Source organism: Streptomyces sp. NPDC097617 (genome assembly GCF_044761485.1).
GTDB lineage: Bacteria > Actinomycetota > Actinomycetes > Streptomycetales > Streptomycetaceae > Streptomyces.
Genome location: NZ_JBIWCL010000020.1, coordinates 1 through 23066 on the forward strand (window position 1 = coordinate 1; position 23066 = coordinate 23066).

At 70.4% G+C, this 23066-nt stretch carries 20 protein-coding genes; 7 read left to right on the forward strand and 13 right to left on the reverse strand.

What is annotated here, in order from left to right; translation table 11 throughout:
* The coding region (locus ACIQZO_RS27345) for a hypothetical protein (protein WP_403631013.1) at positions 1-225 on the forward strand (225 nt) is incomplete at its 5' end.
* A 204-nt stretch (positions 226-429) separates the two neighbouring features.
* Here ACIQZO_RS27345 and ACIQZO_RS27350 read toward each other — a convergent pair.
* From ACIQZO_RS27350 to thyX, 3 genes are all read right to left on the reverse strand, one after another.
* Positions 430-2115, reverse strand: a complete 1686-nt coding sequence (locus ACIQZO_RS27350; protein ID WP_403631016.1) for a ribonuclease J — start codon at positions 2113-2115, stop codon at positions 430-432.
* A 124-nt stretch (positions 2116-2239) separates the two neighbouring features.
* Positions 2240-3139: a 4-hydroxy-tetrahydrodipicolinate synthase gene (gene dapA, locus ACIQZO_RS27355; RefSeq protein WP_403631019.1), complete on the reverse strand. Its 900-nt coding sequence runs from the start codon at positions 3137-3139 to the stop codon at positions 2240-2242.
* A 200-nt stretch (positions 3140-3339) separates the two neighbouring features.
* Positions 3340-4080 (reverse strand): FAD-dependent thymidylate synthase, encoded by a 741-nt coding sequence (gene thyX / locus ACIQZO_RS27360; RefSeq protein WP_030708713.1) that lies wholly within the window; start codon positions 4078-4080, stop codon positions 3340-3342.
* Positions 4081-4302: 222 nt separating this feature from the next.
* Here thyX and ACIQZO_RS27365 point away from each other — a divergent pair, with 222 nt between their 5' ends.
* A complete protein-coding gene (locus ACIQZO_RS27365) occupies positions 4303-4542 on the forward strand; it encodes a hypothetical protein (protein WP_398665463.1) in 240 nt (79 codons plus the stop codon).
* A gap of 48 nt (positions 4543-4590) precedes the next feature.
* Positions 4591-5157, forward strand: coding sequence for a hypothetical protein (locus ACIQZO_RS27370; protein ID WP_403631023.1), 567 nt, complete (start codon positions 4591-4593; stop codon positions 5155-5157).
* 35 nt (positions 5158-5192) lie between these two features.
* Here ACIQZO_RS27370 and ACIQZO_RS27375 read toward each other — a convergent pair whose 3' ends face one another.
* From ACIQZO_RS27375 to eccD, 6 genes are all read right to left on the reverse strand, one after another.
* Entirely contained in the window at positions 5193-5645 is a 453-nt protein-coding gene (locus tag ACIQZO_RS27375) for a hypothetical protein (RefSeq protein WP_403631025.1), read from the reverse strand.
* A gap of 16 nt (positions 5646-5661) precedes the next feature.
* Positions 5662-6414 (reverse strand): 4-hydroxy-tetrahydrodipicolinate reductase, encoded by a 753-nt coding sequence (gene dapB, locus ACIQZO_RS27380; protein ID WP_403631027.1) that lies wholly within the window; start codon positions 6412-6414, stop codon positions 5662-5664.
* Positions 6415-6454: 40 nt separating this feature from the next.
* The gene (locus ACIQZO_RS27385; protein WP_403631030.1) at positions 6455-7834 is read right to left on the reverse strand and encodes a M16 family metallopeptidase; all 1380 of its coding nucleotides are present in this window, start codon (positions 7832-7834) and stop codon (positions 6455-6457) included.
* Complete coding sequence (locus tag ACIQZO_RS27390) at positions 7831-10053, reverse strand: polyribonucleotide nucleotidyltransferase (protein WP_403631349.1); 2223 nt, start codon at positions 10051-10053, stop codon at positions 7831-7833. Before ACIQZO_RS27390 ends, ACIQZO_RS27385 begins: the two co-directional genes overlap by 4 nt.
* Before the next feature lie 303 nt (positions 10054-10356).
* The gene (gene rpsO / locus ACIQZO_RS27395) at positions 10357-10644 is read right to left on the reverse strand and encodes a 30S ribosomal protein S15 (RefSeq protein WP_030011220.1); all 288 of its coding nucleotides are present in this window, start codon (positions 10642-10644) and stop codon (positions 10357-10359) included.
* Between the two features lie 185 nt (positions 10645-10829).
* A complete protein-coding gene (eccD, locus tag ACIQZO_RS27400; protein ID WP_403631033.1) occupies positions 10830-12335 on the reverse strand; it encodes a type VII secretion integral membrane protein EccD in 1506 nt (501 codons plus the stop codon).
* Between the two features lie 196 nt (positions 12336-12531).
* Here eccD and eccCa point away from each other — a divergent pair, with 196 nt between their 5' ends.
* Both eccCa and ACIQZO_RS27410 read left to right on the forward strand, forming a co-directional pair.
* Complete coding sequence (gene eccCa / locus ACIQZO_RS27405; RefSeq protein WP_403631036.1) at positions 12532-16488, forward strand: type VII secretion protein EccCa; 3957 nt, start codon at positions 12532-12534, stop codon at positions 16486-16488.
* A gap of 128 nt (positions 16489-16616) precedes the next feature.
* Positions 16617-16862, forward strand: a complete 246-nt coding sequence (locus tag ACIQZO_RS27410) for a DUF397 domain-containing protein (protein ID WP_384586890.1) — start codon at positions 16617-16619, stop codon at positions 16860-16862.
* A gap of 82 nt (positions 16863-16944) precedes the next feature.
* Here the strand turns inward: ACIQZO_RS27410 and ACIQZO_RS27415 are convergent, their stop codons facing one another.
* The 4 genes from ACIQZO_RS27415 to eccB all read right to left on the reverse strand — a co-directional run bounded on the left by ACIQZO_RS27415 (position 16945) and on the right by eccB (position 20742).
* Positions 16945-17253, reverse strand: a complete 309-nt coding sequence (locus ACIQZO_RS27415) for a WXG100 family type VII secretion target (RefSeq protein ID WP_403631039.1) — start codon at positions 17251-17253, stop codon at positions 16945-16947.
* 49 nt (positions 17254-17302) lie between these two features.
* Entirely contained in the window at positions 17303-17650 is a 348-nt protein-coding gene (locus ACIQZO_RS27420) for a hypothetical protein (protein WP_403631041.1), read from the reverse strand.
* A 216-nt stretch (positions 17651-17866) separates the two neighbouring features.
* Positions 17867-19153: a type VII secretion-associated serine protease mycosin gene (gene mycP, locus ACIQZO_RS27425; RefSeq protein WP_403631043.1), complete on the reverse strand. Its 1287-nt coding sequence runs from the start codon at positions 19151-19153 to the stop codon at positions 17867-17869.
* A gap of 11 nt (positions 19154-19164) precedes the next feature.
* Positions 19165-20742 (reverse strand): type VII secretion protein EccB, encoded by a 1578-nt coding sequence (eccB, locus tag ACIQZO_RS27430; protein WP_403631046.1) that lies wholly within the window; start codon positions 20740-20742, stop codon positions 19165-19167.
* Positions 20743-21000: 258 nt separating this feature from the next.
* Here eccB and eccE point away from each other — a divergent pair, with 258 nt between their 5' ends.
* Together eccE and ACIQZO_RS27440 are read left to right on the forward strand one after the other, a co-directional pair.
* Positions 21001-22275 (forward strand): type VII secretion protein EccE, encoded by a 1275-nt coding sequence (gene eccE / locus ACIQZO_RS27435; protein ID WP_403631049.1) that lies wholly within the window; start codon positions 21001-21003, stop codon positions 22273-22275.
* On the forward strand, positions 22272-22970 hold the full coding sequence (locus ACIQZO_RS27440; protein ID WP_403631052.1) for a hypothetical protein: 699 nt from the start codon (positions 22272-22274) through the stop codon (positions 22968-22970). The genes eccE and ACIQZO_RS27440 overlap by 4 nt, the downstream gene beginning before the upstream one ends.
* Positions 22971-23066 lie beyond the last annotated feature (96 nt).

Consider the following 23066-nt stretch of genomic DNA (forward strand, 5'->3'; position numbering starts at 1 on the left):
TTTGGCACGCTGTTGAGTTCTCAAGGAACGGACGCTTCCTTTGTACTCACCCTCTCGGGCTTTCCTCCGGGCTTTCGTTCTGTTCTTGCGTTTCCGACTCTATCAGACTCTTTCGCGTCCGACTTCCTCGGCGCTTTCCAGGTTTTCGCTTTCGCGCTTTCCTTTCCAGCGATTCCAACCTTACCAGACCATTTCCGTGCCGATTCCGACTCGGATTTGAATTGATGGCCGTTGGAGAGGCCTTTCCCTTTCGGGCTGATCAGACTTTATCAGGTCTCCCTGGGTCTGGATTCCCACCCGCTCGCATGACCCATCCGGGCACACGTGTGTGCCGGGGTGCCGTGCGAGGTGGAGACGTAAACGTACTGGAGCGGGGCCCCCGGATGCAAATCCGGTTGCCCCGCTCCCGTGCGGTCGCTACGGCGAGGGTCAGACCTCGACGACGACCGGGAGGATCATCGGGCGGCGGCGGTAGCCGTCCGAGACCCACTTGCCCATCGTGCGGCGGATGAGCTGCTGGATCTGGTGCGGCTCCGCGACGCCGTCGGCCGCTGCGCGGGCGATGGCTTCCTCGATCTTCGGGATGACCGAGGAGAACGCCGAGTCCTCGATGCCGGAACCGCGGGCCTGGATGTTCGGGCCGCTGACCACCTTGCCGGTGGTGCTGTCCACGACGACGTAGACCGAGACGATGCCCTCGTCGCCGAGGATCCGGCGGTCCTTGAGCGAGGCCTCCGTGACGTCGCCGACCGAGAGGCCGTCCACGTACACGTAGCCGGCCTGGACCTTGCCGGAGATCCGGGCCTTGCCGTCGATCAGGTCGACGACCACGCCGTCCTCGGCGATGACGATGCGGTCCTTCGGAACACCCGTCATGGCACCGAGCTCGGCGTTGGCGCGCAGGTGGCGCCATTCGCCGTGGACCGGCATGAGGTTGCGCGGCTTGCAGATGTTGTAGAAGTACAGCAGCTCGCCGGCCGAGGCGTGCCCCGAGACGTGCACCTTGGCGTTGCCCTTGTGCACGACGTTGGCGCCCCAGCGGGTCAGGCCGTTGATCACGCGGTAGACCGCGTTCTCGTTGCCCGGGATCAGGGACGACGCCAGGATCACGGTGTCGCCGGGGACGATCCGGATCTGGTGGTCGCGGTTCGCCATGCGGGACAGGGCCGCCATCGGCTCGCCCTGGGAGCCCGTGCAGACCAGCACGACCTCGTCGTCCGGCAGGTCGTCGAGGGTCTTGACGTCGACGACGAGCCCGGCCGGGACCTTCAGATAGCCCAGGTCACGGGCGATGCCCATGTTCCGGACCATCGAGCGGCCGACGAAGGCGACCCTGCGGTCGAATTCGTGGGCGGCGTCGAGGATCTGCTGGATGCGGTGCACGTGGCTGGCGAAAGACGCCACGATGATCCGCTTCTGAGCACTCGCGAAGACCCCGCGGATGGCGTTGGAGATATCGCGCTCGGGCGGGACGAAGCCCGGGACCTCGGCGTTCGTCGAGTCGGAGAGAAGGAGGTCGATGCCCTCCTCGCTCAGACGCGCGAAGGCGTGCAGGTCGGTCAGGCGGTTGTCCAGCGGGAGCTGGTCCATCTTGAAGTCGCCCGTGCACACGACCATGCCGGCGCCGGTGCGGATGGCCACGGCCAGGGCGTCCGGGATGGAGTGGTTGACGGCGATGAACTCGCAGTCGAACGGGCCGAGGGCCTCGCGCTCGCCCTCCTTCACCTCAAGGGTGTAGGGGCGGATGCGGTGCTCCTGGAGCTTCGCCTCGATGAGGGCCAGCGTCAGCTTGGAGCCGATCAGCGGGATGTCCGCCTTCTCCCGGAGGAGGTAGGGGACGGCGCCGATGTGGTCCTCGTGGCCGTGCGTGAGGACGATGCCGTCGATGTCGTCGAGGCGGTCCCGGATGGACGAGAAGTCCGGCAGGATCAGGTCGATGCCCGGCTGCTCCTCCTCGGGGAAGAGGACGCCGCAGTCGACGATCAGCAGACGGCCGTCGTACTCGAAGACGGTCATGTTGCGGCCGATCTCGCCGAGACCACCCAGGGGTGTGACTCTGAGGCCGCCCTTGGGCAGCTTCGGCGGCGGACCGAGTTCCGGATGCGGATGGCTCAAAAGTGTCTCCTCACCACACACGCCACGTACCCCGGAAGGCACGTGGCGCGCATGTCATTCGTGCACTTGCTGTTGTCTGTTCTCTATGCGTTTGTTCGTGCTTATTGAGTTGTGAAGTCTGTTGTCAGAGCTGTACCCCACCGGCGGCCAGGTCCATCGTGAGCCGGGCCGTCTCTTCGGCGGACAGCTCGACCAGCGGGAGCCGCAGCGGGCCCGCGGGCAGGCCCTGCAGGTTCAGCGCGCCCTTGGTGGTCATCACGCCTTGGGTGCGGAACATACCGGTGAAGACCGGGAGCAGCTTCTGGTGGATCTCGGTCGCCTTCTGGACGTCTCCGCCCAGGTGGGCCTCCAGCATGGCGCGCAGCTCGGGGGTGACCACGTGGCCGACCACCGAGACGAAGCCGACCGCGCCGACCGACAGGAGCGGCAGGTTCAGCATGTCGTCGCCCGAGTACCAGGCCAGGCCGCTCTGTGCGATGGCCCAGCTGGCGCGGCCGAGGTCTCCCTTGGCGTCCTTGTTGGCAACGATACGGGGGTGCTCGGCCAGCCGGACCAGGGTTTCGGTGTCGATCGGGACACCACTGCGGCCGGGGATGTCGTAGAGCATGACCGGCAGCCCGGTGGCGTCGGCGATCGCCGTGAAGTGCCGGAAGAGGCCTTCCTGCGAGGGCTTGCTGTAGTACGGCGTGACGGCGAGCAGGCCGTGGGCGCCGGTGCGCTCGGCCTGGCGGGCCAGCTCGAGCGTGTGTCGGGTGTCGTTGGTACCGATGCCGGCGACCACGTGGGCGCGGTCTCCGACGGCTTCGAGTACGGCTCGTACGAGGTCGTTTTTCTCCGCGTCGGTGGTGGTCGGCGACTCACCGGTGGTGCCGTTGATGATCAGGCCGTCGTTGCCTGCGTCCACCAGGTGGACGGCGAGCTGCTGCGCGCCGTCGAGGTCGAGTGCGCCATCCGCCGTAAACGGCGTGATCATGGCGGTGAGGACCCGCCCGAAGGGGGTCTGCGGAGTCGAGATCGGAGCCATGGGTAACACGCTACTCGCTGCCATGCTCGCGGTGTCCCCTCGGGGGACGTCAACGGGGTGTTGGACGCCGGCACTGCCTGCTCGGGGGTTCAAGCAGTGCCGGGTCCGTTTGATCAGCCTAGATGAAGTTTACGAAACGTCGCAATACGGACACTTAGGACTTGACGCCGTACATCTGTACGCCGCGGGTGTACCGGCCCTTACGGGGCAACGCGACCGTTGCCGTTGTAGGCCGCGTACGTCAGCGGCATGAGCTTCGCCCAGTGCTGCTCCATCTTCTCGCCGACCATCTCGATCTCCCGCTGCGGGAAGGACGGGACGGCCGCGAGCTCGTGCTGCGTACGCAGACCGAGGAAGTGCATCAGCGAGCGCGCGTTGCAGGTGGCGTACATCGAGGAGAAAAGACCGACCGGCAGGACCGAACGGGCAACCTCCCGGGCCACGCCCGCCGCGAGCATCTCCTGGTAGGCCTCGTAGGCCCGCACGTAGGAGTCTTCCATGACGCGCCCGGTCAGCTCCTGCTGCGCCCGGGTGCCCTCGACGAAGACGTACTTGCCCGGGCGGCCCTCCTGGACCAGCTTGCGCTCGGCGTCCGGGACGTAGAAGACCGGCTCCAGCTCCCTGTAGCGGCCCGACTCCTCGTTGTACGACCAGCCCACGCGGTGACGCATGAACTCACGGAAGACGAAGATCGGGGCACTGATGAAAAAAGTCATCGAGTTGTGCTCGAAGGGGCTGCCGTGGCGGTCACGCATCAGATAGTTGATGAGGCCCTTGGAACGCTCCGGGTCCTTCTGCAGCTCCTCCAGCGACTGCTCGCCGGCCGTGGAGACACGAGCGGCCCACAGTACGTCGGAGTCGGCGGCGGAGTGCTTCACCAGCTCCACCGTCACGTCACTGCGGAAGCTGGGTTTCAGATCTGAAGCGGCGGTTTCGCTCACCGGGGGTCCTTCCAAACGTGCGTCCTGGGGCGCGCCCACTCTACGGCGCCCCTCGCATCGCCCATGCCGACGCACGCGGCGCACGGGGTTCGCGCAGGCCGTCGCCCAGTTGACGCACAGCCATGAATTTTTCCTAATGTCCTGAAATCCGGCACCGATTGAGGGGCTCGTTCGTCCTACCTGGAGAACCCACACCCATCCACCCCGAGGAGATTCGCTCTGATGTTCCTCCGGCGCGAACCCGTCCCGTTCGCCTTCGTCTCCGAGGCCGACCGCTTCCGAAGCAATGTCACTCCGCCGCCGCGCGAGCGCCTGGGCCGGACCCAGTTGGCCGCCCGTACCCTGGTCGGACTGACCGTGGTTGCCGGGCTCGCCGGTTCACTGCTCTTCGGTATGCCCGCGCTGCAGCCGACCAAGGCGCCAGAGAAGTCGCAGCAGTCGGAGGCGTCCCAGGGGCGGTAGCCTCACGGGCACAGCCCAACCGAACGTGCATGTGAGTGAGGTCCAGCCGTGCCCCTGCCCTTTTTGACGGCCGACGGCGTATCCGATGTGGATGACGACGGCGACGGCGACGAGATCCTGGCCCATGCCGACCAGGACCGGTGGCGCCGGCCCTACCGGCCCGGCCCGTGGCGCGTGGGGATCGGCGCACTGCTGCTCCTGCTGTCGGCCTTCATGCTGCTGGCCACGATGATCGTCACCTTCGCGGGCGGCTGGGGCGGAGGCCTGGTCTGCCTGGTCGCCGCGCTCGCCGTCGTCGGCTCGGCGGTGCAGACCCTGCGCGTCGGCGTCTGGGTGAGCCCCGCGGGGCTGCGCCGGGTCGGATTCTTCGTGACCCGCACCCTCCCGTGGAGCGAGGTCGGCGAGCTGCGTACGGTGCAGCAGCCGGTCCGCTGGCTCGGACTGCCGAGGACCGTACAGGGGCAGGCGCTGACGATGTCCGCGCGGGGCGAGGCGGAGGCACCGGTGCTGCTGACCGACCACAACGCCGATTTCCTGTCGCGGACCGAGGCCTTCGACCGGGCCGCGGACACGGTGGGGGCCTGGGCCGACGAGAACCGGCCCGTGGCGCTCTGAGCCGCGCGGAGCGCCCGTGGAAGCCCGTACGGGGATCAGACCTGTACGGGCTTCTTCTCGTGGAGGGCGATCGCCCGCTGCATGGCCTTGCGCGCCCGCGGGGTGTCACGGGCGTCGTGGTAGGCGACGGCGAGCCGGAACCAGCTGCGCCAGTCCCCGGGCGCGTCCTCGGTCTCGGCCTTGCGGCGCGCGAAGACCTCGTCGGCGGAGTCCCGCAGGATCCGCCCGTACGTGTCCCGCTCCAGCTCGTCGACGGGCAGCCCGCCCTCGGCCTCCAGCTCGGACGCGAGGTGGTTGGCCCGCGTGACGAACCGGGTGTTCTGCCAGAGGAACCAGACACCGATGACCGGCAGGATCAGCACGGCCACCCCGAAGGTGACGGTGAGCCAGGTGCCGTGCCGGATCAGCATCAGCCCCCGGCTGCCGGCCAGGACGAAGTAGACCACCAGGACGGCGGCCGTGAGGAAGTACGTGATCTTCGCGCGCATCGTGAAATCAGCCCAGTCAGCCCAGGTCGAGGAAGTGTTCCAGGCCGAAGGTCAGGCCCGGGGTCTGCGCCACTCGGCGTGCGCCGAGCAGGATGCCCGGCATAAAGCTGCTGTGGTGCAGGGAATCGTGACGGATGGTCAGGGTCTCGCCCTCACCGCCGAGGAGCACCTCCTGGTGGGCCAGCAGGCCCCGCAGGCGGATGGCGTGCACCGGGACGCCGTCGACGTCGGCGCCGCGCGCACCGTCGAGGGCGGTGGCGGTGGCGTCCGGCTGGGCGCCGAGGCCGGCCTCGGCGCGGGCGGCCGCGATGAGCTGCGCCGTACGGGTCGCCGTACCGGAGGGGGCGTCGACCTTGTTGGGGTGGTGCAGCTCGACGACCTCGACGGACTCGAAGTAGCGGGCGGCCTGCGCGGCGAACTTCATGGTGAGGACGGCACCGATGGAGAAGTTCGGGGCGATGAGCACACCGGTCTCCGGCGATCCGGCGAGCCATGTGTTCAGCTGGGCGAGGCGGTCCTCGGTCCAGCCGGTGGTACCGACCACTCCGTGGATGCCGTGGCGGATGAGGAAGTCCAGGTTCCCCATCACCGATGCCGGGGTGGTCAGCTCGACCGCGACCTGGGCGCCGGCGTCGGCCAGCGTTTCCAGCTTGTCGCCGCGGCCGAGTGCCGCGACCAGTTCCATGTCCTCGGCGGCCTCGATCGCCTTGACCGCCTCGGCACCGATCCGGCCGTTGGCTCCGAGGACCGCCACGCGCAGCTTGCTCATGTTTTGTCCTTAAATAAACAGACTTGCTTGCCGTACCGAACTACGTGACCGCTTCGTCGAGACGGGCGGCCTGCTTCTCCTTCAGCGGGCCGATCACCGCGAGCGAGGGCCGCTGTGCCAGTACATCCTGCGCGACCGAGCGGACGTCGTCCGGGGTCACGGCGGCGATTCGGGCCAGCATGTCGTCGACCGACATCTGGTCGCCCCAGCACAGCTCGCTCTTGCCGATGCGGTTCATGATCGCGCCGGTGTCCTCGAGGCCGAGGACGGTGGATCCGGAGAGCTGGCCGATGGCCCGCCTGATCTCCTCGTCGGCCAGTCCCTCGGTCGCGACCTTGTCGAGCTCGTCGCGGCAGATCCGGAGCACGTCGTGGACCTGGTTGGGCCGGCAGCCCGCGTACACGCCGAAGAGGCCGGTGTCGGCGAAGCCCGAGGTGTAGGAGTACACGCTGTAGGCGAGGCCGCGCTTCTCCCGGACCTCCTGGAAGAGGCGCGAGGACATGCCGCCGCCGAGGGCGGTGTTCAGTACGCCCAGGGCCCAGCGGCGCTCGTCGGTGCGGGCGAGGCCGGGCATGCCGAGGACCACGTGGGCCTGCTCGGTCTTGCGGTTGACCAGTTCGACGCGGCCGGCGGTGCGGATGCGCTTGGCGCCGGTGCGCGGGCCGATCGGCTCGGCATCGGTGCGGGTCAGCGAGCCGGCCTTGTCGAAGGCGGCACGGACCTGGCGGACGACCTTGTTGTGGTCGACGTTGCCGGCGGCGGCCACGACAAGGTGGGTCGGGTCGTAGTGCTTCTTGTAGAAGCGGCGGATCCGGTCGGCGCCGAGCGCGTTGATCGTGTCGACCGTGCCGAGGACCGGGCGTCCCAGGGGGGTGTCCCCGTACATGGTCTGCGCGAACAGGTCGTGCACCATGTCGCCCGGGTCGTCCTCGGTCATCGCGATCTCTTCGAGGATGACTCCGCGCTCGGCGTCGACGTCCTCCTCGCGGATCAGCGAGCCGGTGAGCATGTCGCAGACCACGTCGATGGCCAGCGGCAGGTCCGTGTCGAGCACCCGGGCGTAGTAGCAGGTGTACTCCTTCGCCGTGAAGGCGTTCATCTCTCCGCCGACCGCGTCGATCGCGGAGGAGATGTCGAGGGCGCTGCGTGCCTGCGTGCCCTTGAAGAGGAGGTGCTCCAGGTAGTGCGTGGCGCCGTTGAGCGTGGGCGTCTCGTCACGGGAGCCGACGTGCGCCCAGATGCCGAAGGTGGCGGAGCGGACGGAGGGCAGCGTCTCGGTGACGATGCGCAGTCCGCCGGGCAGGACCGTGCGCCGGACGGTGCCGATGCCGTTGCTGCCCTTGAGGAGGGTTTGGGTACGGGCGACGGCCCGCCCCTCCGAAGAGGGGCGGGCCGTCACACGGGAACTACGCGACATCACTTGTCGGAGTCGTCCTTGTCAGCGTCGTCACCGGCGGTCTCGCCGTCGATCACGGGGACCAGCGAGAGCTTGCCGCGCTGGTCGATCTCGGCGATCTCGACCTGGACCTTGGTACCGACCGCGAGCACGTCCTCGACGTTCTCCACGCGCTTGCCACCGGCGAGCTTGCGGATCTGCGAGATGTGCAGCAGGCCGTCCTTGCCGGGCATGAGGGAGACGAAGGCACCGAAGGTGGTGGTCTTGACGACCGTACCCAGGTAGCGCTCGCCGACCTCCGGCATGGTCGGGTTGGCGATCGAGTTGATCGTGGCACGGGCGGCCTCGGCGGCCGGACCGTCGGAGGCACCGATGTAGATGGTGCCGTCGTCCTCGATCGTGATCTCGGCGCCGGTGTCCTCCTGGATCTGGTTGATCATCTTGCCCTTGGGCCCGATGACCTCACCGATCTTGTCCACCGGGATCTTGACGGTGATGATCCGCGGGGCGAACGGGGACATGGCGTCCGGCGTGTCGATCGCTTCCATCATCACGTCGAGGATGTGGAGGCGGGCGTCGCGGGCCTGCTTGAGGGCCGCGGCCAGGACGGAGGCCGGGATGCCGTCCAGCTTGGTGTCCAGCTGGAGCGCGGTGACGAACTCCTTGGTGCCGGCGACCTTGAAGTCCATGTCGCCGAAGGCGTCCTCCGCACCGAGGATGTCGGTGAGGGCGACGTAGTGCGTCTTGCCGTCGATCTCCTGGGAGATCAGGCCCATGGCGATACCGGCGACGGGGGCCTTGAGGGGCACACCGGCGTTCAGCAGCGACATGGTGGAGGCGCAGACCGAGCCCATGGACGTCGAACCGTTGGAGCCGAGGGCCTCGGACACCTGACGGATCGCGTAGGGGAACTCCTCGCGGGTCGGGAGGACCGGCACGATCGCGCGCTCGGCGAGCGCGCCGTGGCCGATCTCGCGGCGCTTCGGCGAACCGACGCGGCCGGTCTCGCCGACGGAGTACGGCGGGAAGTTGTAGTTGTGCATGTAGCGCTTGCGGGTCACCGGGGAGAGGGTGTCCAGCTGCTGCTCCATGCGGAGCATGTTGAGGGTGGTGACGCCCAGGATCTGGGTCTCGCCACGCTCGAACAGCGCCGAGCCGTGCACGCGCGGGATGGCCTCGACCTCGGCGGCGAGGGTACGGATGTCCGTGATCCCGCGGCCGTCGATGCGGACCTTGTCCTTGATGACGCGCTCGCGCACCAGGGCCTTGGTCAGGCTGCGGTAGGCGGCGGAGATCTCCTTCTCGCGGCCCTCGAAGGCCGGGAGGAGCTTCTCGGCGGCGATCTCCTTGACGCGGTCCAGCTCGGCCTCGCGGTCCTGCTTGCCCGCGATGGTCAGCGCCTGGGAGAGGTCACCCTTGACGGCGGCCGCGAGGGCCTCGTACACGTCGTCCTGGTAGTCCAGGAAGACCGGGAACTCGCCCTCGGGCTTGGCGGCCTTGGCGGCCAAGTCGGCCTGAGCCTTGCAGAGGGCCTTGATGAAGGGCTTCGAGGCGTCGAGGCCGGCGGCCACGACCTCCTCGGTCGGCGCCTCGGCGCCGCCCTTGACCAGGGCGATGGTCTTCTCGGTGGCCTCGGCCTCGACCATCATGATCGCGACGTCGCCGTCTTCGAGGACGCGACCCGCGACGACCATGTCGAAGACGGCGTCCTCGAGCTCGGTGTGCGTCGGGAACGCGACCCACTGGCCGCGGATCAGCGCGACGCGGACGCCGCCGATCGGGCCGGAGAAGGGCAGGCCGGCCAGCTGCGTGGACGCGGAGGCGGCGTTGATCGCCACGACGTCGTACAGGTGGTCGGGGTTGAGCGCCATGATCGTCGCGACGACCTGGATCTCGTTGCGCAGGCCCTTCTTGAAGGACGGGCGCAGCGGGCGGTCGATCAGGCGGCAGGTGAGGATCGCGTCCTCGGAGGGCCGGCCCTCACGACGGAAGAAGGAGCCGGGGATCTTGCCGGCCGCGTACTGCCGCTCCTCGACGTCCACCGTCAGGGGGAAGAAGTCGAGCTGGTCCTTGGGCTTCTTCGACGCGGTGGTGGCGGACAGCACCATCGTGTCGTCGTCCAGGTAGGCAACGGCGGAGCCGGCGGCCTGGCGGGCCAGACGGCCCGTCTCGAAGCGGATGGTGCGGGTGCCGAAGGAACCGTTGTCAATGACGGCCTCGGCGTAGTGGGTCTCGTTCTCCACTAGCGTTTTCTCCATTTTCGTCGTCTCCGTCCGCCGCCCGTGTGGCGGTGGACGGTTAGGAGAAGCGCTCCTGGCGTGCGGGCCGGTCTTCGATCGAAGCACCCGGTTCGTTGCCCTTCGGGGCATTCCGGGTGCCACTACCGAGGACCGGCGGCGTGGGAGGGCGCTCCTCCTCTTCAGTTGTGCACGTCTGCGAGGACGTACACGTGCGTCCGTTCCAGACTACAAAGGGTCCGGTCCGTCCCGCACGTACAGCAAAGGGAGCGGCCCCCGGATGTGGGAACCGCCCCCTTCACGGCGTCTTTACTTGGCGCCGGCCGCACCGCGGCGGATGCCGAGGCGCTCGACCAGCGTACGGAAGCGCTGGATGTCCTTCTTGGCCAGGTACTGCAGCAGGCGGCGACGCTGGCCGACCAGGATCAGCAGACCACGACGGGAGTGGTGGTCGTGCTTGTGCGTCTTGAGGTGCTCGGTCAGGTCCGAGATGCGGCGGGAGAGCATCGCAACCTGGACCTCGGGGGAGCCGGTGTCGCCCTCCTTGGCACCGAACTCGGTGATGATCTGCTTCTTCGTAGCGGCGTCGAGCGGCACGCGTACTCCTCGTTTTAGGTCTTCGTTGCCACCGAGTGCCCCAGGTCTGAGTCTCTGGGGAGCTTCCGTTACTCGGGAGGCGGGGTCCGCCGAGCGCAGTCCACCGACCCTCTTGCCGAGGAGTCCGGGGGACGCGTACACAAACGGCCGTCACACAGCGTACCAGGCTGCCGCTCCGCCACGTCTCAGCTGGTGAGAGCCCTGGCGCGGGAGTAGACGTCCAGCACAGCCAGGGTAAGGGGCACAAGGCTGAGCAGGACCGCCGCCTCGGTGAGGTCGAGGAGCCGCCCCCAGAAGGGTGACAGACCCTTGCGGGGAATGACCAGCGCAATTCCGGCGAGGAGGGCCGCGCCGGCCGCGACGGCGGCGGTCAGCCAGATCGTACGGAGGTCCAGACCGCTGCTGTCGTGCTCCAGGAGGAGGGCTTCGAGCAGGTCGGTCGGCGGGTGCAGGGCCATGCCCATGATCAGCAGGGCGATGGCGGTGAGGCCCGCGGCCAGGGCGCAGACCACCTGGGAGGTGTAGCGGAAGAGGCGGGCGCGCAGCAGCATGGCGAGGCCGGTGGCCAGGGCCAGCAGGCGGCCCCAGGTGTTGTCGGAGAAGCCGAGGACGGCGGAGGCTCCGACGGCGACCGCGGCGCAGCCGCCGACCAGGCCGAGGAGCATCTCGTGGCCGCGGCGGGCCTGGGCGGCGATGGCCTCGGCGTCGAGCGGGGTCCCCGCCTCGTGCTGGTCGGAGCCGGACTGCTCGCCGTACGGCTCGGTCTCGTAGCGGTCCGGGGTCTCGTAATCCTCGGTGGCGCTCTGCGGGGCGGCGTAGCCGATGGGCAGGCGGGCAAAGCGGGCGGAGAGGCCGGGGAGGAAGGCGACGAGGCCGATGGCCACGGGGGCGCAGACGGCGGCGGTGTAGGTGGCGGAGGCCTCGGTGGCGATGGCCACGAAGGTGGCGAGGGTTCCGGTGGCGGCGACGAAGGTGGCCGCGACGAACGGCGCGTCGCCGCTGGGGGTGAGCGCGACCAGGGCCACGGAGGCGATCAGGGCGCAGACGCAGCCGAGCAGGAACTGGAGGCGGCCGGGACCCTGGCCGACGGCCGGGGCGATGATCCCGGAGCCGGCGATCATCAGGTGCGGGAGCGCGCCGAGGCCGAGCGCGACGGCGGAGAGGCGGTCGCGGTAGACGCGGGCGCGCACTCCGGCGACGGCGGTGAGCAGGACGCCGACGGCGCCCGCGATGATCCCGGGCAGGCCGTGCATGTCGTGGCGCAGCGGGTCGGCGTACCAGAGGACGAAGCCCAGCATGACGATCAGCACGGCGGCGCCGGCCAGGCCCGCGCCGCGCAGCATGTCGTCGCTCCAGCGGTGCCGGTCGCGGACGACGGCGGAGGCGACCGCGTCGGACACGTCGTCGAACACGGCGGGCGGCAGGGACTCGGCGAAGGGGCGCAGGCTCAGCACCTCGCCGTCCAGGACCTGCTGGGCGGCGAGCGTGCGCGCGCCGTCGAGGACGGTGCCGGAACGCCGTACGAGGTGGAAGCCGGTGGGAGCGCCGACGGGCTGGGTCTGGCCGGTGAGGCGCAGCAGCTCGGGGTAGACGTCGGCGACGGCGATGTCCTCGGGGAGGGCGACGTCGATGCGGCTGTCGGGGGCCACGACGGTGACCCTGCAGAAACCCGTCGTCCCGGCCGTACTCACCTGTGTGACCCCCCTGATCGGTACCCGCACCGGCGGACGATTCGCGGATGCGCATGCTGCGCGCGCCACCCTACCGGGCTTATGACCGACTGTCGGCAAGTAGGATCACCGTCGCGTGGGGGAGACCCCCTTCGCGCCCGGGACTTGGGGGCGCCGGTTGCGACGTCCCGTCCGTTTTCGAGGGATTGATGCTCCGGTGAGCCAGATCGTCGTCAAACGCCCGCCGCGGTCCCTGCCGCCCGAGGTTCCCGCGGAGGAGCTGCGGCTGGAGGCTCCGCCCGAACTCCCGCGCGGGCAGCAGGAGGGCATGCTGATGCAGCTCCTGCCGATGCTCGGCATGGGCTCTTCCGTCGTGTTCTTCTTCATGCCGGGCGCGGCTCCGTTCATGCGCATCATGGGTGTGCTGATGCTGGTGTCGACGGTGGCCATGGTCGTCGCGCAGCTGGTGCGCCACCGGCGCGGTGCGCAGGGGCAAATGGCCGATGTGCGCCGGGACTACCTCAAATATCTTGCGCAGACGCGCCGTCAGGTACGGCGGACCGCGCGGGCGCAGCGTGACGCGCAGCTGTATCTGCACCCGGCTCCCGAGCAATTGTGGTCGGTGGTGGCGGAGGGTTCGCGGCTGTGGGAGCGGCGGGTCGGCGACCAGGACTTCGGACAGGCCCGGCTCGGGCTGGGCGCGCAGCGCCTGTCGACGCCGCTGGTGGCGCCGGAGACCGCGCCGGTGGACGAGCTGGAGCCGCTGACCGCGGGCGCGATGCAGCGGTTCCTGAAGGTGCACTCCTCGCTGGACGGGCTGCCGATGGCGCTGTCGATCCGCGCCTTCTACCACGTGACGGTGTCCGGGGAGCCGGAGTCCGCGCGCAGTACGGCGCGGGCGATGGTGGCGCAGCTGGCGACGCTGCACTCCCCCGAGGACCTGATGGTGGCCGTGGTGGCCGCGCGGGGTGCGGTGCCCTCGTGGGACTGGACGAAGTGGCTGCCACACACGCAGGTGCCGGGTCAGGTCGACGGGGCGGGATCGAAGAGGCTGTTCGGGGACGACCTCGCCGAGCTGGAGGGGTTGCTGGCGTCCCGGCTGGAGGGGCGGCCGCGGTTCAGCCGGGACGTCTCCCCGGTGCTGGACCAGCCGCACCTGGTGGTCGTGCTCGACGGTGGGATGGTGCCGCCGGACTCGGTGTTCGCGGCGGCCGAGGGCCTGCAGGGCGTCACCATCGTCGAGGTGGTCGCGGGTGAGCTGGACGAGCCTCGCGGTGGGCTCTCCGTCGTGGTGCGGCCGGGCCGGCTGCGGCTGGAGTCGGGCGCGGGGGTCGCGTACGAGGGCGTGCCGGACACGCTGTCGCTGCCCGCGGCGGAGGCCCTCGCCCGGCAGCTGGCGCCGATGCGCACGGGTGGCGGGGACGACGACGAGCCGTTGCTCGCCAACCTGGACTTCACCGACCTGCTGAACCTGGGCGACGCGGCCGCGGTCGATGTCGCGCGGACCTGGCGGCCGCGGTCGGCCGGTGAGCGGCTGCGCGTGCCGATCGGTGTCGGCGAGGACGGCGCCCCGGTCATGCTGGACCTGAAGGAGGCCGCGCAGGAGGGCATGGGTCCGCACGGCCTGTGCGTGGGTGCGACCGGTTCCGGCAAGTCGGAGCTGCTGCGCACGCTGGTGCTGGGCCTGGCGGTCACGCACACCTCGGAGACCCTGAACTTCGTGCTCGCCGACTTCAAGGGCGGTGCGACCTTCACGGGCATGGGGCAGATGCCGCACGTCGCGGCGGTCATCACCAACCTGGCGGACGACCTCACGCTCGTGGACCGCATGGGCGACTCGATCCGCGGTGAGTTGCAGCGCCGCCAGGAGCTGCTGCGTTCGGCGGGCAACTACGCGAACATCCACGACTACGAGAAGGCCCGGGCGGCCGGGGCCCCGCTCGAGCCGCTGGCCTCCCTCGTGCTGGTCATCGACGAGTTCAGCGAGCTGCTGACGGCGAAGCCGGACTTCATCGACATGTTCATCCAGATCGGCCGCATCGGCCGCTCGCTGGGTGTGCACCTGCTGCTGGCCTCGCAGCGTCTGGAGGAGGGCAAGCTGCGCGGTCTGGACACGTACCTGTCGTACCGGATCGGTCTGCGGACCTTCTCCGCGGCGGAGTCGCGGACCGCGATCGGTGTGCCGGACGCCTACCACCTGCCGTCGGTGCCCGGTTCGGGCTACCTGAAGTTCGGTACGGACGAGATGACCCGCTTCAAGGCGGCGTACGTCTCGGGCACCTACCGTTCGGGCGGGCCGGACCTGTCCGTGGGGCAGTTCCCGGTGGAGCGGCGGCCCGCGCTGTTCACGGCGGCCCCGGTGCCGGTGGTGTACGCGGCTCCGGACCCGGCGTACCTGGCGGCGCAGTCGGTGCGCACGGACGACGCGCTCGCGGACACCGTGCTGGACGTGATCGTGAGCCGGTTGGAGGGGCAGGGGGTGCCGGCGCACCAGGTGTGGCTGCCGCCGCTCGACCAGGCTCCGCCGCTGGACCAGTTGCTGCCGGCGCTGGCGCCGAGCGCGGAGCGCGGTCTGCACGCGGACGGGTACACGCGGCCCGGCGGGCTCGTCGTGCCGCTCGGCCTCATCGACAAGCCCTTCGAGCAGCGGCGCGAGGTGCTGTACCGCGACTTCTCCGGTGCGGCGGGCCACATGATGGTGGTCGGCGGCCCGCAGTCGGGCAAGTCGACGCTGATGAGGACGCTGATCTCCTCGTTCGCGCTCACGCACACCCCGCGCGAGGTGCAGTTCTACGGGCTGGACTTCGGCGGTGGCAGCCTGTCGTCGATCTCCGAGCTGCCGCACGTCGGCGGAATCGCCTCGCGCCTGGACCCGGAGCGGGTCCGGCGTACGGTCGCGGAGGTGGGGGGCATCCTCAACCGCCGCGAGGAGTTCTTCCGTGCCAACAACATCGACTCGATCGGCACCTACCGGCGCCGGCGGGCGGCCGGTGACCTGCCCCACGAACCGTGGGGCGATGTGTTCCTGGTCGTCGACGGCTGGGGCAACTTCCGGGGCGAGTACGAGGGCCTGGAGCAGATCGTCACGGACATCGCCTCCCGCGGTCTGGGTTACGGCATCCACGTGGTGATCACCGCGGCCCGGTACATGGAGGTCCGGGCCGCGCTCAAGGACCAGATGCTCAGCCGCCTGGAGCTGCGGCTCGGCGACACCATGGACTCCGAGTTCGACCGGAAGGTCGCGGCGAACGTCCCCACGGGGATGCCCGGCCGCGGTCAGGTCGCGGAGAAGCTGCACTTCCTGGGGGCGCTGCCGCGGGTCGACGGTTCGCACGACGCGGCTGACCTGTCGGAGGCCACGGCCTCCTTCGTGGACGCGGTGAAGCAGAACTGGTCGGGGCAGGCCGCTCCGGGTGTACGGCTGCTGCCGCGGCTGCTCCACTCCGACCAGCTGCCCAAGGGCGGGGAGTACCCCGGCCGCGGGATCGCGGTCGGTATCGACGAGACCGACCTGGAGCCGGTGTTCATCGACTTCGAGTCCGACCCCTTCCTCCTCGTGTTCGGCGAGAGCGAGTCGGGCAAGACGAACCTGCTGCGGCTCATCGCCAAGCAGATCTCGGAGCGCTACACGCCGGACCAGGCACGTCTGGTCGTCGGCGACTACCGGCGGAGTCTGCTGGGGGCGCTGCCGGAGGAGCACCTGCTGGAGTACGCGCCGATGGCGAGCTCCCTGCAGATGCACATGGAGGCGCTGGGCGGGGTGTTCTCCCGGCGGCAGCCGCCGACCGACGTCACTCCGCAGCAGCTGCGGGACCGCAGCTGGTGGACGGGCCCGGACGTGTTCATCATCATCGACGACTTCGACCTGGTCTCCACGAGCCAGGGCAACCCGCTGGCCCAGCTGGTGGAGTTCCTGCCCTTCGCCCGGGACACGGGTGTGCGGTTCATCATCGCGCGCAACTCGGCGGGCGCCTCGCGTTCGCTGTACGAGCCGTTCATGCAGCGGATCAAGGAGCTGGGCGCGCAGGGCCTCGTCCTGTCCGGCGACCCGTCCGAGGGTGACCTGGTCGGCTCGGTGCGGCCGCGTCCGATGCCGCCGGGCCGGGCCCACTTCGCCTCGCGCCGGCGGGGCACCTCGCTGGTCCAGCTCGGGCGGATGCCGGGCGGGATGTGAGCCCCGCCCCCGGTGACCGGCGGCGACGCCGGTCACCGGGGGCGGGGGATCGCGGGAAACCTGTCCCGGCCGGTGGCGCAGCCCCGATAATCGGCGGTGAAGACGCGCCACCGAGGGAAAGGCCGCCCATGGGCACCCAGCAGGAGAAGGACGAGCTGTACGCGCTCGACATCAGCGGTGTGGAGTGGGAGGGCCCGCCCGGGACCAGTCCGGACGAGGAGCGGGTGGAGATCGCCCGGCTCCCCGAGGGTGCGGTGGCCATGCGGTCCTCGCTGGACCGGGAGACGGTGCTGCGCTACACGGCCGCCGAGTGGGAGGCCTTCGTACTGGGGGCCAGGGACGGCGAGTTCGACCTCGACCGGCACCACCCCTGAGCAGGGGCGGAGCACACGCCGAAGGGGCGCGCCCGGTGCGGGCGCGCCCCTTCGGCACGTGCGGACTGACGTGGGTCCGGGCTCAGTAGGCCTCGGTGAACAGGCGCGAGGCCTTCACGTCGGTGGCACGGTAGTCGCCCTTGCCCTGCTCGATGAGGCGGGCGACCTGCTCCAGCGTCTTCTGCATGTGGTCGGCCTTGCCCTTGTACTTCGCCTGGAGCTGGATGTACTGGCCGTGCGCCTCGCCGTCCCAGGTGTCGGTGACGACCTTGAGGGCCGCCGCCATCTCGTCCAGGTCCTTGACGATGTTCCCGGAGACGACCCGGATGCGGTCCGCCATCTGCTGGACCGACTCATACCTGACCTTGGTGTGCCCGTCAGCACCCGACATGTTCTTCTCCTTCTCGCTGCGCTGCGGTGACTGGTGAAAGACGCGTACGTCAGATGCCGTTGAGGCCGGAGCCGTTGCCTCCGCCGCCGGCGCTCGACTGGACGGCCTTGAACGCGGCGCGCACGTCGTCGTCCTGCGCGTTGCTGAGGTTCTTCGTCTGCGCCACGGCGTTGTGCAGGACGCCCAGCAGGCGGCGGATCTCGTCGTGGTCCTCATTGACCGTGCTCTGCGCGGACATGAACCCCGAGGCACCCACACCGGTCCAGCCGGCGCTCACGGTGGCGAGGATGTCGGCGAGCTCGCGGGCCTGCCTGGTGACGGCGTTGGCCGTCTCCTCGATCTTGTTCTTCGCCTGGACGACCGGATCGTCCGCAAGTCCGAAGGTGTTCGTGCTCATCGAAGCTCCTCACTTCTCAATTCGCCGGCAGAACCGGCGGATTGCGCAGCGGAGTGGATGGACGTGCCTGGCGCGGTGGTGAGCCACGCGCCCCGGTTGTCCCCCTCCGCTTCACGCGATCCCCCGATCACACTCGTGAAGCCTGGTGCCACTCTAGCCAGTTCATCTCCCAGCCCCAACACCGGTCGGGCGCTTCCGTTGATGAACTGTGACCGTTCACTGCAAACGACGCCGACGGCTGCGGGCGTCCCGGACGACGGTCGCGGTGCCCGCGATGACGGCGATCAGGACGGCGCCGATGCCGAGAGCGTACGTGCCGAACCTCTCCTCGCGCTCCTGGGCCGTCTCGGTGAGCCGCAGCGCCGCCGCCTCGGGGGCGGTCGCCGGGGGCGGGCCGGGGTCCGGGACCGGGGCCTTCGGGGCCTGCTGGTCGTGGGCCAGCGCACGCACCGGGTCGACGACCCCCCAACCGACGTAGTCGTCGCGCCCGTTGACCGCGCGCTCGGCGGTGTTCTGGATCTGCCAGACGATCTGCTGCCCGGACCAGTCCCCGTGCTTGGCGCGCAGCAGGGCGGCGACGCCGGCGACGTACGGCGCGGAGAAGCTGGTCCCGTTGTCGATGCACTGGCCGAAGCCGGGGACGGTGGAGACCATGTCGACGCCGGGCGCCGCGACCCCGATGAAGTCACCGGGCTGGGAGAACACGGCCCGCTCGTTGTTGCGGTCCGAGGCCGCCACGGCGAGCACTCCGGGGAAGGCCGCCGGGTAGGTCTTGCGCTTCTCGCCGCTCGTGCCGTCGTTGCCCGCCGAGGCCACCACCACGACGTTGGCGGCGACGGCCTTCTGGACGGACTTGCCGAGCTCTGAGTCGGCGGACAGCTGCGCGTCGGTGTCCTGGGAGATGTTGATCACTTGGGCGCCCTTGGCCACCGCGTGGTCGATGGCCTGGGCCAGGGACAGGGCGTTGCCCTTGCCCTGCCCGTCGTTCTGCCGGATCGGGATGATCGTGGCATCCGGGGCCAGGCCGACGAAGCCGGTGCCCTCCTGGGGGCGCGCGGCGATCAGCCCGGCGACCTTGGTGCCGTGGCCGATGGTGTCGGTCGTGCCGTCGCCGCCCTTGGGGTCGACGAAGTCCTTGCCGGCGCCGGTGTCGAGCGCGGCGCTGAGCTGCGGGTTCGCCCGGTCCACGCCGGTGTCGATGACCGCGACGCGCACGCCGGCGCCGTTCTTGTCCTTGCCCTTGGTCTGCGCCCAGAGCTCGTCGAGCAGGAGCCGCTGGAGGGCCCAGGGACGGTCGGCGATCTGCTGCTTCATCGGGAAGGTGCACTCCCCCGCGCCGTCGAGGCGCAGCGCGTACGGGGACTGCGCGTACGAGGACTGCGCGTACGAGGACTGCGGCGCGGGCGCCTCGGCGGCCGAGGCCGCTCCCGCGCCGCCGCCGGCCGGCGTGAGGAGGAAGGCGGCGGCCAGGAGCGCCCGCCGGGGCGCGTGGGTCTGGGTCATCGGCGGCTTCCTCACGAACCCTGGGGCTGGCGGGCTGAGTTGGTGTCCAGGCGCGGCCCCTTGGAGAGGAACTCCGACCACGCGATGGGCACCATGGCCGGGCTGACGCTGCCGTACCCGAGCCGGACCTGCGCCTGGCTGGCCTCGGGGCGGACGTCCGTACCGGCCTTCGACTGGTCGGGGGCACCGATCTTGGACTTCTCGGCGTCGCTGTCTCCGTTGGCCTGGACGGCGTAGCGCAGGCCGGTGTCGGTGACCAGGAAGAGCGAGCCGCCGGCCGTCGTCTGCTTGCCCTGGACCTGGGTGTAGAGCAGGCCCGAGCCGGGGGTGACGTACGCGCTGGTGCCGCTGGCGGTGATGTCGACGGGGAAGCCGGTACCGGCCCAGGTGCTCAGGGTCTGGTTGCCCTGGCCGTCGACCGAGCGCAGGACGCCGCAGACGGTGTCGCGGTTGTTGCCCCCGCCGCTCTGGGTGCCGGCGGGCGGCGTCGTCTGATTGATCCGGTCGGTCTTCTTCTGCGGCCACTTGACCTCGCCCGCGAACGGGGTGGCGTCCGGGTTGATCGACTGGAGGTCGACCTCGCGGGGCTTGCCGTGCATGTTGAGGCCGTCCGTCGCGGGCGCCGAGATCAGCAGCCAGGCGACGAAGTCGGAGACCGGCGCGACCTTCCCGGGCAGCACCACGTAGTGCTGCGCGCCTGAGCCGGTCTGCGCCTCGAGCACCATGCCGACCTTGTTGTCGGCCGTGCCCAGGCCCTTGACCCCGGCATCGGAGCCGGCCCGGCCGGGGAGCGGCGGGAAGGACAGGTCCTCACCGGAGTTGAGGGTGCCCAGCCATTCCGGGGTGACCTGCTGCGCAGTGGCGCCGGTGCCGACCAGCGCGTTGGTCATCGTCCCGGCGGCCGGGGTGCCCTCCGGGAACTTGTACTTCGTCCCCGCCGCGTCGATCAGGTAGCGCTCCTGGCCCGCACCGGTGCTCTGCACGTACAGCGACTGGGTGTCGGTGAGCCTGCGGGCGTCGTCCGTCTTCGCCGCCTCGCGGTCGGCGAGAACGAAGGTCGCGGTCTGCACGCCGCGGCCGTTGCCGCCCGGCTGCTGGCAGACGGCCCAGCGCTTGGCCTTGCCCGCGTCGTCCTTGGAGGGGAGCCGGTCGGGGGCGTAGGGGATGCCGATGATGGGGCCGCGCGGGGGTTTGCCCGCGTCCAGGACCTTGTCCTCGACCTGGATCACCTTGAACTTCGACGGATCCAGGAGGAGTCGGGCGGAGGCGAGGTTCAGCACCGGGTGCAGCCGGGTCTGGTCCTTGCCGTTCACCTTCGTCGTCAGGACCACGTACCGGGTCGTCGAGTCCTTGCCGACGATGACCCGGGTGCCCGGTTCCGACCAGCCCTTGGGGGCCGTCGGCTTGAACATCCCCCAGGCCCCGAATCCGGCGAGCACCAGCGCGCCGACGATCAGCCCCGGCAGGACCGCGCGCAGCGGGCGCGGCGCGCCCTCCTCGGTGCCCGTGGCGGATGGCTGGAGGAACGCGGCCACCGTGCGCCGCTTCGCAAAGGTGTACGCGTTGAGCTCATCACGTCGTGATGCCATGACCGCCTGCTTCTCCCCGCACGGCCCGGCCGGTGAGTACGGTCCCCGGGCCTCGATTGTCGGACCGGGCACCTACTATGCCTCTTGACGGACGGTATGCAGGGGCCGGGTAGGGTGAGGCTGCCGCTCAGCCCCTTCCGCACCGGGTTAATCAGGGCTTGTTGGGGTGGATTGGGGAGATTCCGGGACCGTGCGGCAATCGTCGCGCAGCGCCGGAACTCATGGGGTCCGGCCCCGGAGAGGGGAAGTGCGCGAGTGATGGCCACCGCGACGGAGCAGCAGAGCGGCGCGCCCGCACCGGCCCGCGGCGGGGTGACGCCGCATCCGAAGTCGAGCCCCGGCCGCTTCGGTCCGTTCCGACTGCAACAGCTCGTACTGCTTCAAGTCGCGGCAGCGGCGCTGCTGGTGGCCTGGGTGGTCGAACCACTGCTGCTGGTTCCCACCGGCGTGCTGGCGCTCGTCCTGGTGGTGCTCGCGGTCGTACGCCGCCACCAGCGCTCCCTGCCCGAATGGATCGGCGGCGCGCTCGCGCTGCGTTCGCGCCGGCGCCGGGCCGCGGCCTTCACCGTGCCCGCGGGCACCGAACCGGGGCTCGCCCCGCTGGTCGAGGCCGATCCGGCGCTGCGCACCCTCACCTTCAGCGACCGAGACCGGCGTCCGGTCGGCATGATCGGTGACGGGACCTTCCTGACCGCGGTCGTCCAGGTGGACACGGACGCCACCGCGCTGCGGCCCGACCGTGCGGCGCGGCCGCTGCCGCTCACCGTCGTACGGGACATCCTCGAAGTGGACGGCATCCGGCTGGAGTCCGCGCAGCTCGTGCAGCACACCCAGCCGGCGCCGGCCCCGCACCTGCCCGAGCGGTCGATGGCGACGCGCAACTACGCGCCGCTGCAGGCCCGGACGGGCACCCCGGCGGTCCGCCTGACGTGGATCGCGCTCAAGCTCGACCCGGAGCTGTGCCCCGAGGCCGTCACCGCGCGCGGCGGCGGCCTGGCCGGCGCCCAGCGGTGCCTGGTGCGCGCCGCGGACCAGTTGGCGAGCCGGCTGGCCGGATCCGGGTTCACCGCCACCGTGCTGACCGAGCAGGAACTGACGGCGGCGCTCGCCACGTCCTCGTGCGCCAACCCGATGGCGATCACCCAGGCCGGGCGGTCGGCCAGCACCGGGCGGCGGACCGAGGAGACCTCGCGGACCTGGCGCTGCGACGACCGGCGGCACACGACGTACTGGATAGGCCGCTGGCCGCAGCTGGGCGGCGCCGGTTCGGCCGCGCTGCCGCAGTTCGTGGCGCTGCTGACCTCGCTGCCCACCCTCGCCACGAACTTCAGCCTGACAATGGCCCCGGCGGAGCGACAGGGCGTCACGCTGACCGGACACGTACGGGTGACAGGCCGCAGCGACGAGGAACTCGTCACGGCACGCCGGGAGTTGGAGAGGACGGCGCGCGGCGTGAAGACCGGGCTGGTACGGCTCGACCGTGAACAGGTGCCGGGGCTGCTGGCTTCGCTGCCGCTGGGAGGGGCTCGATGAAGGGCGGTTTCGGGCTGGTCGGCCCGCGACGCGAGCGGCATGTGGTGCCCGCCGCGGACCTGGACCTGCTGGCGCTGCCCGTCGGGGACGACGGGGTTGTCATCGGCGTGGACGCCGAGGGCCGGTCGGCGGTGCTCGGCATCAACCGGCCGACGCCGTACGAGGTGACGCTGATCGGCGGGCTGTGGACGGCGCAGGTGCTCGCGCTGCGCGCGGCCGCCACGGGCGCGCGCGTGACGGTGGAGACCGGACGCGGCCAGGTGTGGTCCGGGCTGGCCCAGGCGGCGGGCGGCGGACAGCAGTGCGTGACCCTGCACGAAGTGGGCAGGATCCCGCCGCAGGGCGCGTCGGCGGGCAGCCCGGTGCTGGTCATCCGCGACTGCGGCATGCGGCCGCCGCGCGGGCGTGTGGTGGCCGGTCCGTGGCAGTCGGTGCTGACCCTGCTGCCGTACCTGAGCCCGACGGCGCCGCGGTTGTTGCAGCAGTCGTCCCTGGTGGGCGTGCAGCGGGTGTCCCCCGACGAGGCGGAGCAGATCGGCCGCCTGATGCGGCTCCCGCGGCAGGCGGTGGAATCGCTGCCGACGCTGGGCGACGGAGTCACCCTGTGGTGCACGCCGCGGGACCGGCAGTTCGTGATGACGCAGGGGACGGAAGCGGAGACGGGCCTGCTCGGAGGGGCCCGGCGCATCGACTGAACCGGCTCCCCGAGGGGGGCGGACAGTGATGTCGGGGCGCGATTAGGCTGGGTCCGGGCGCGGCGAGGTGGGCGCCGGACCAGTGTTCGACAGACC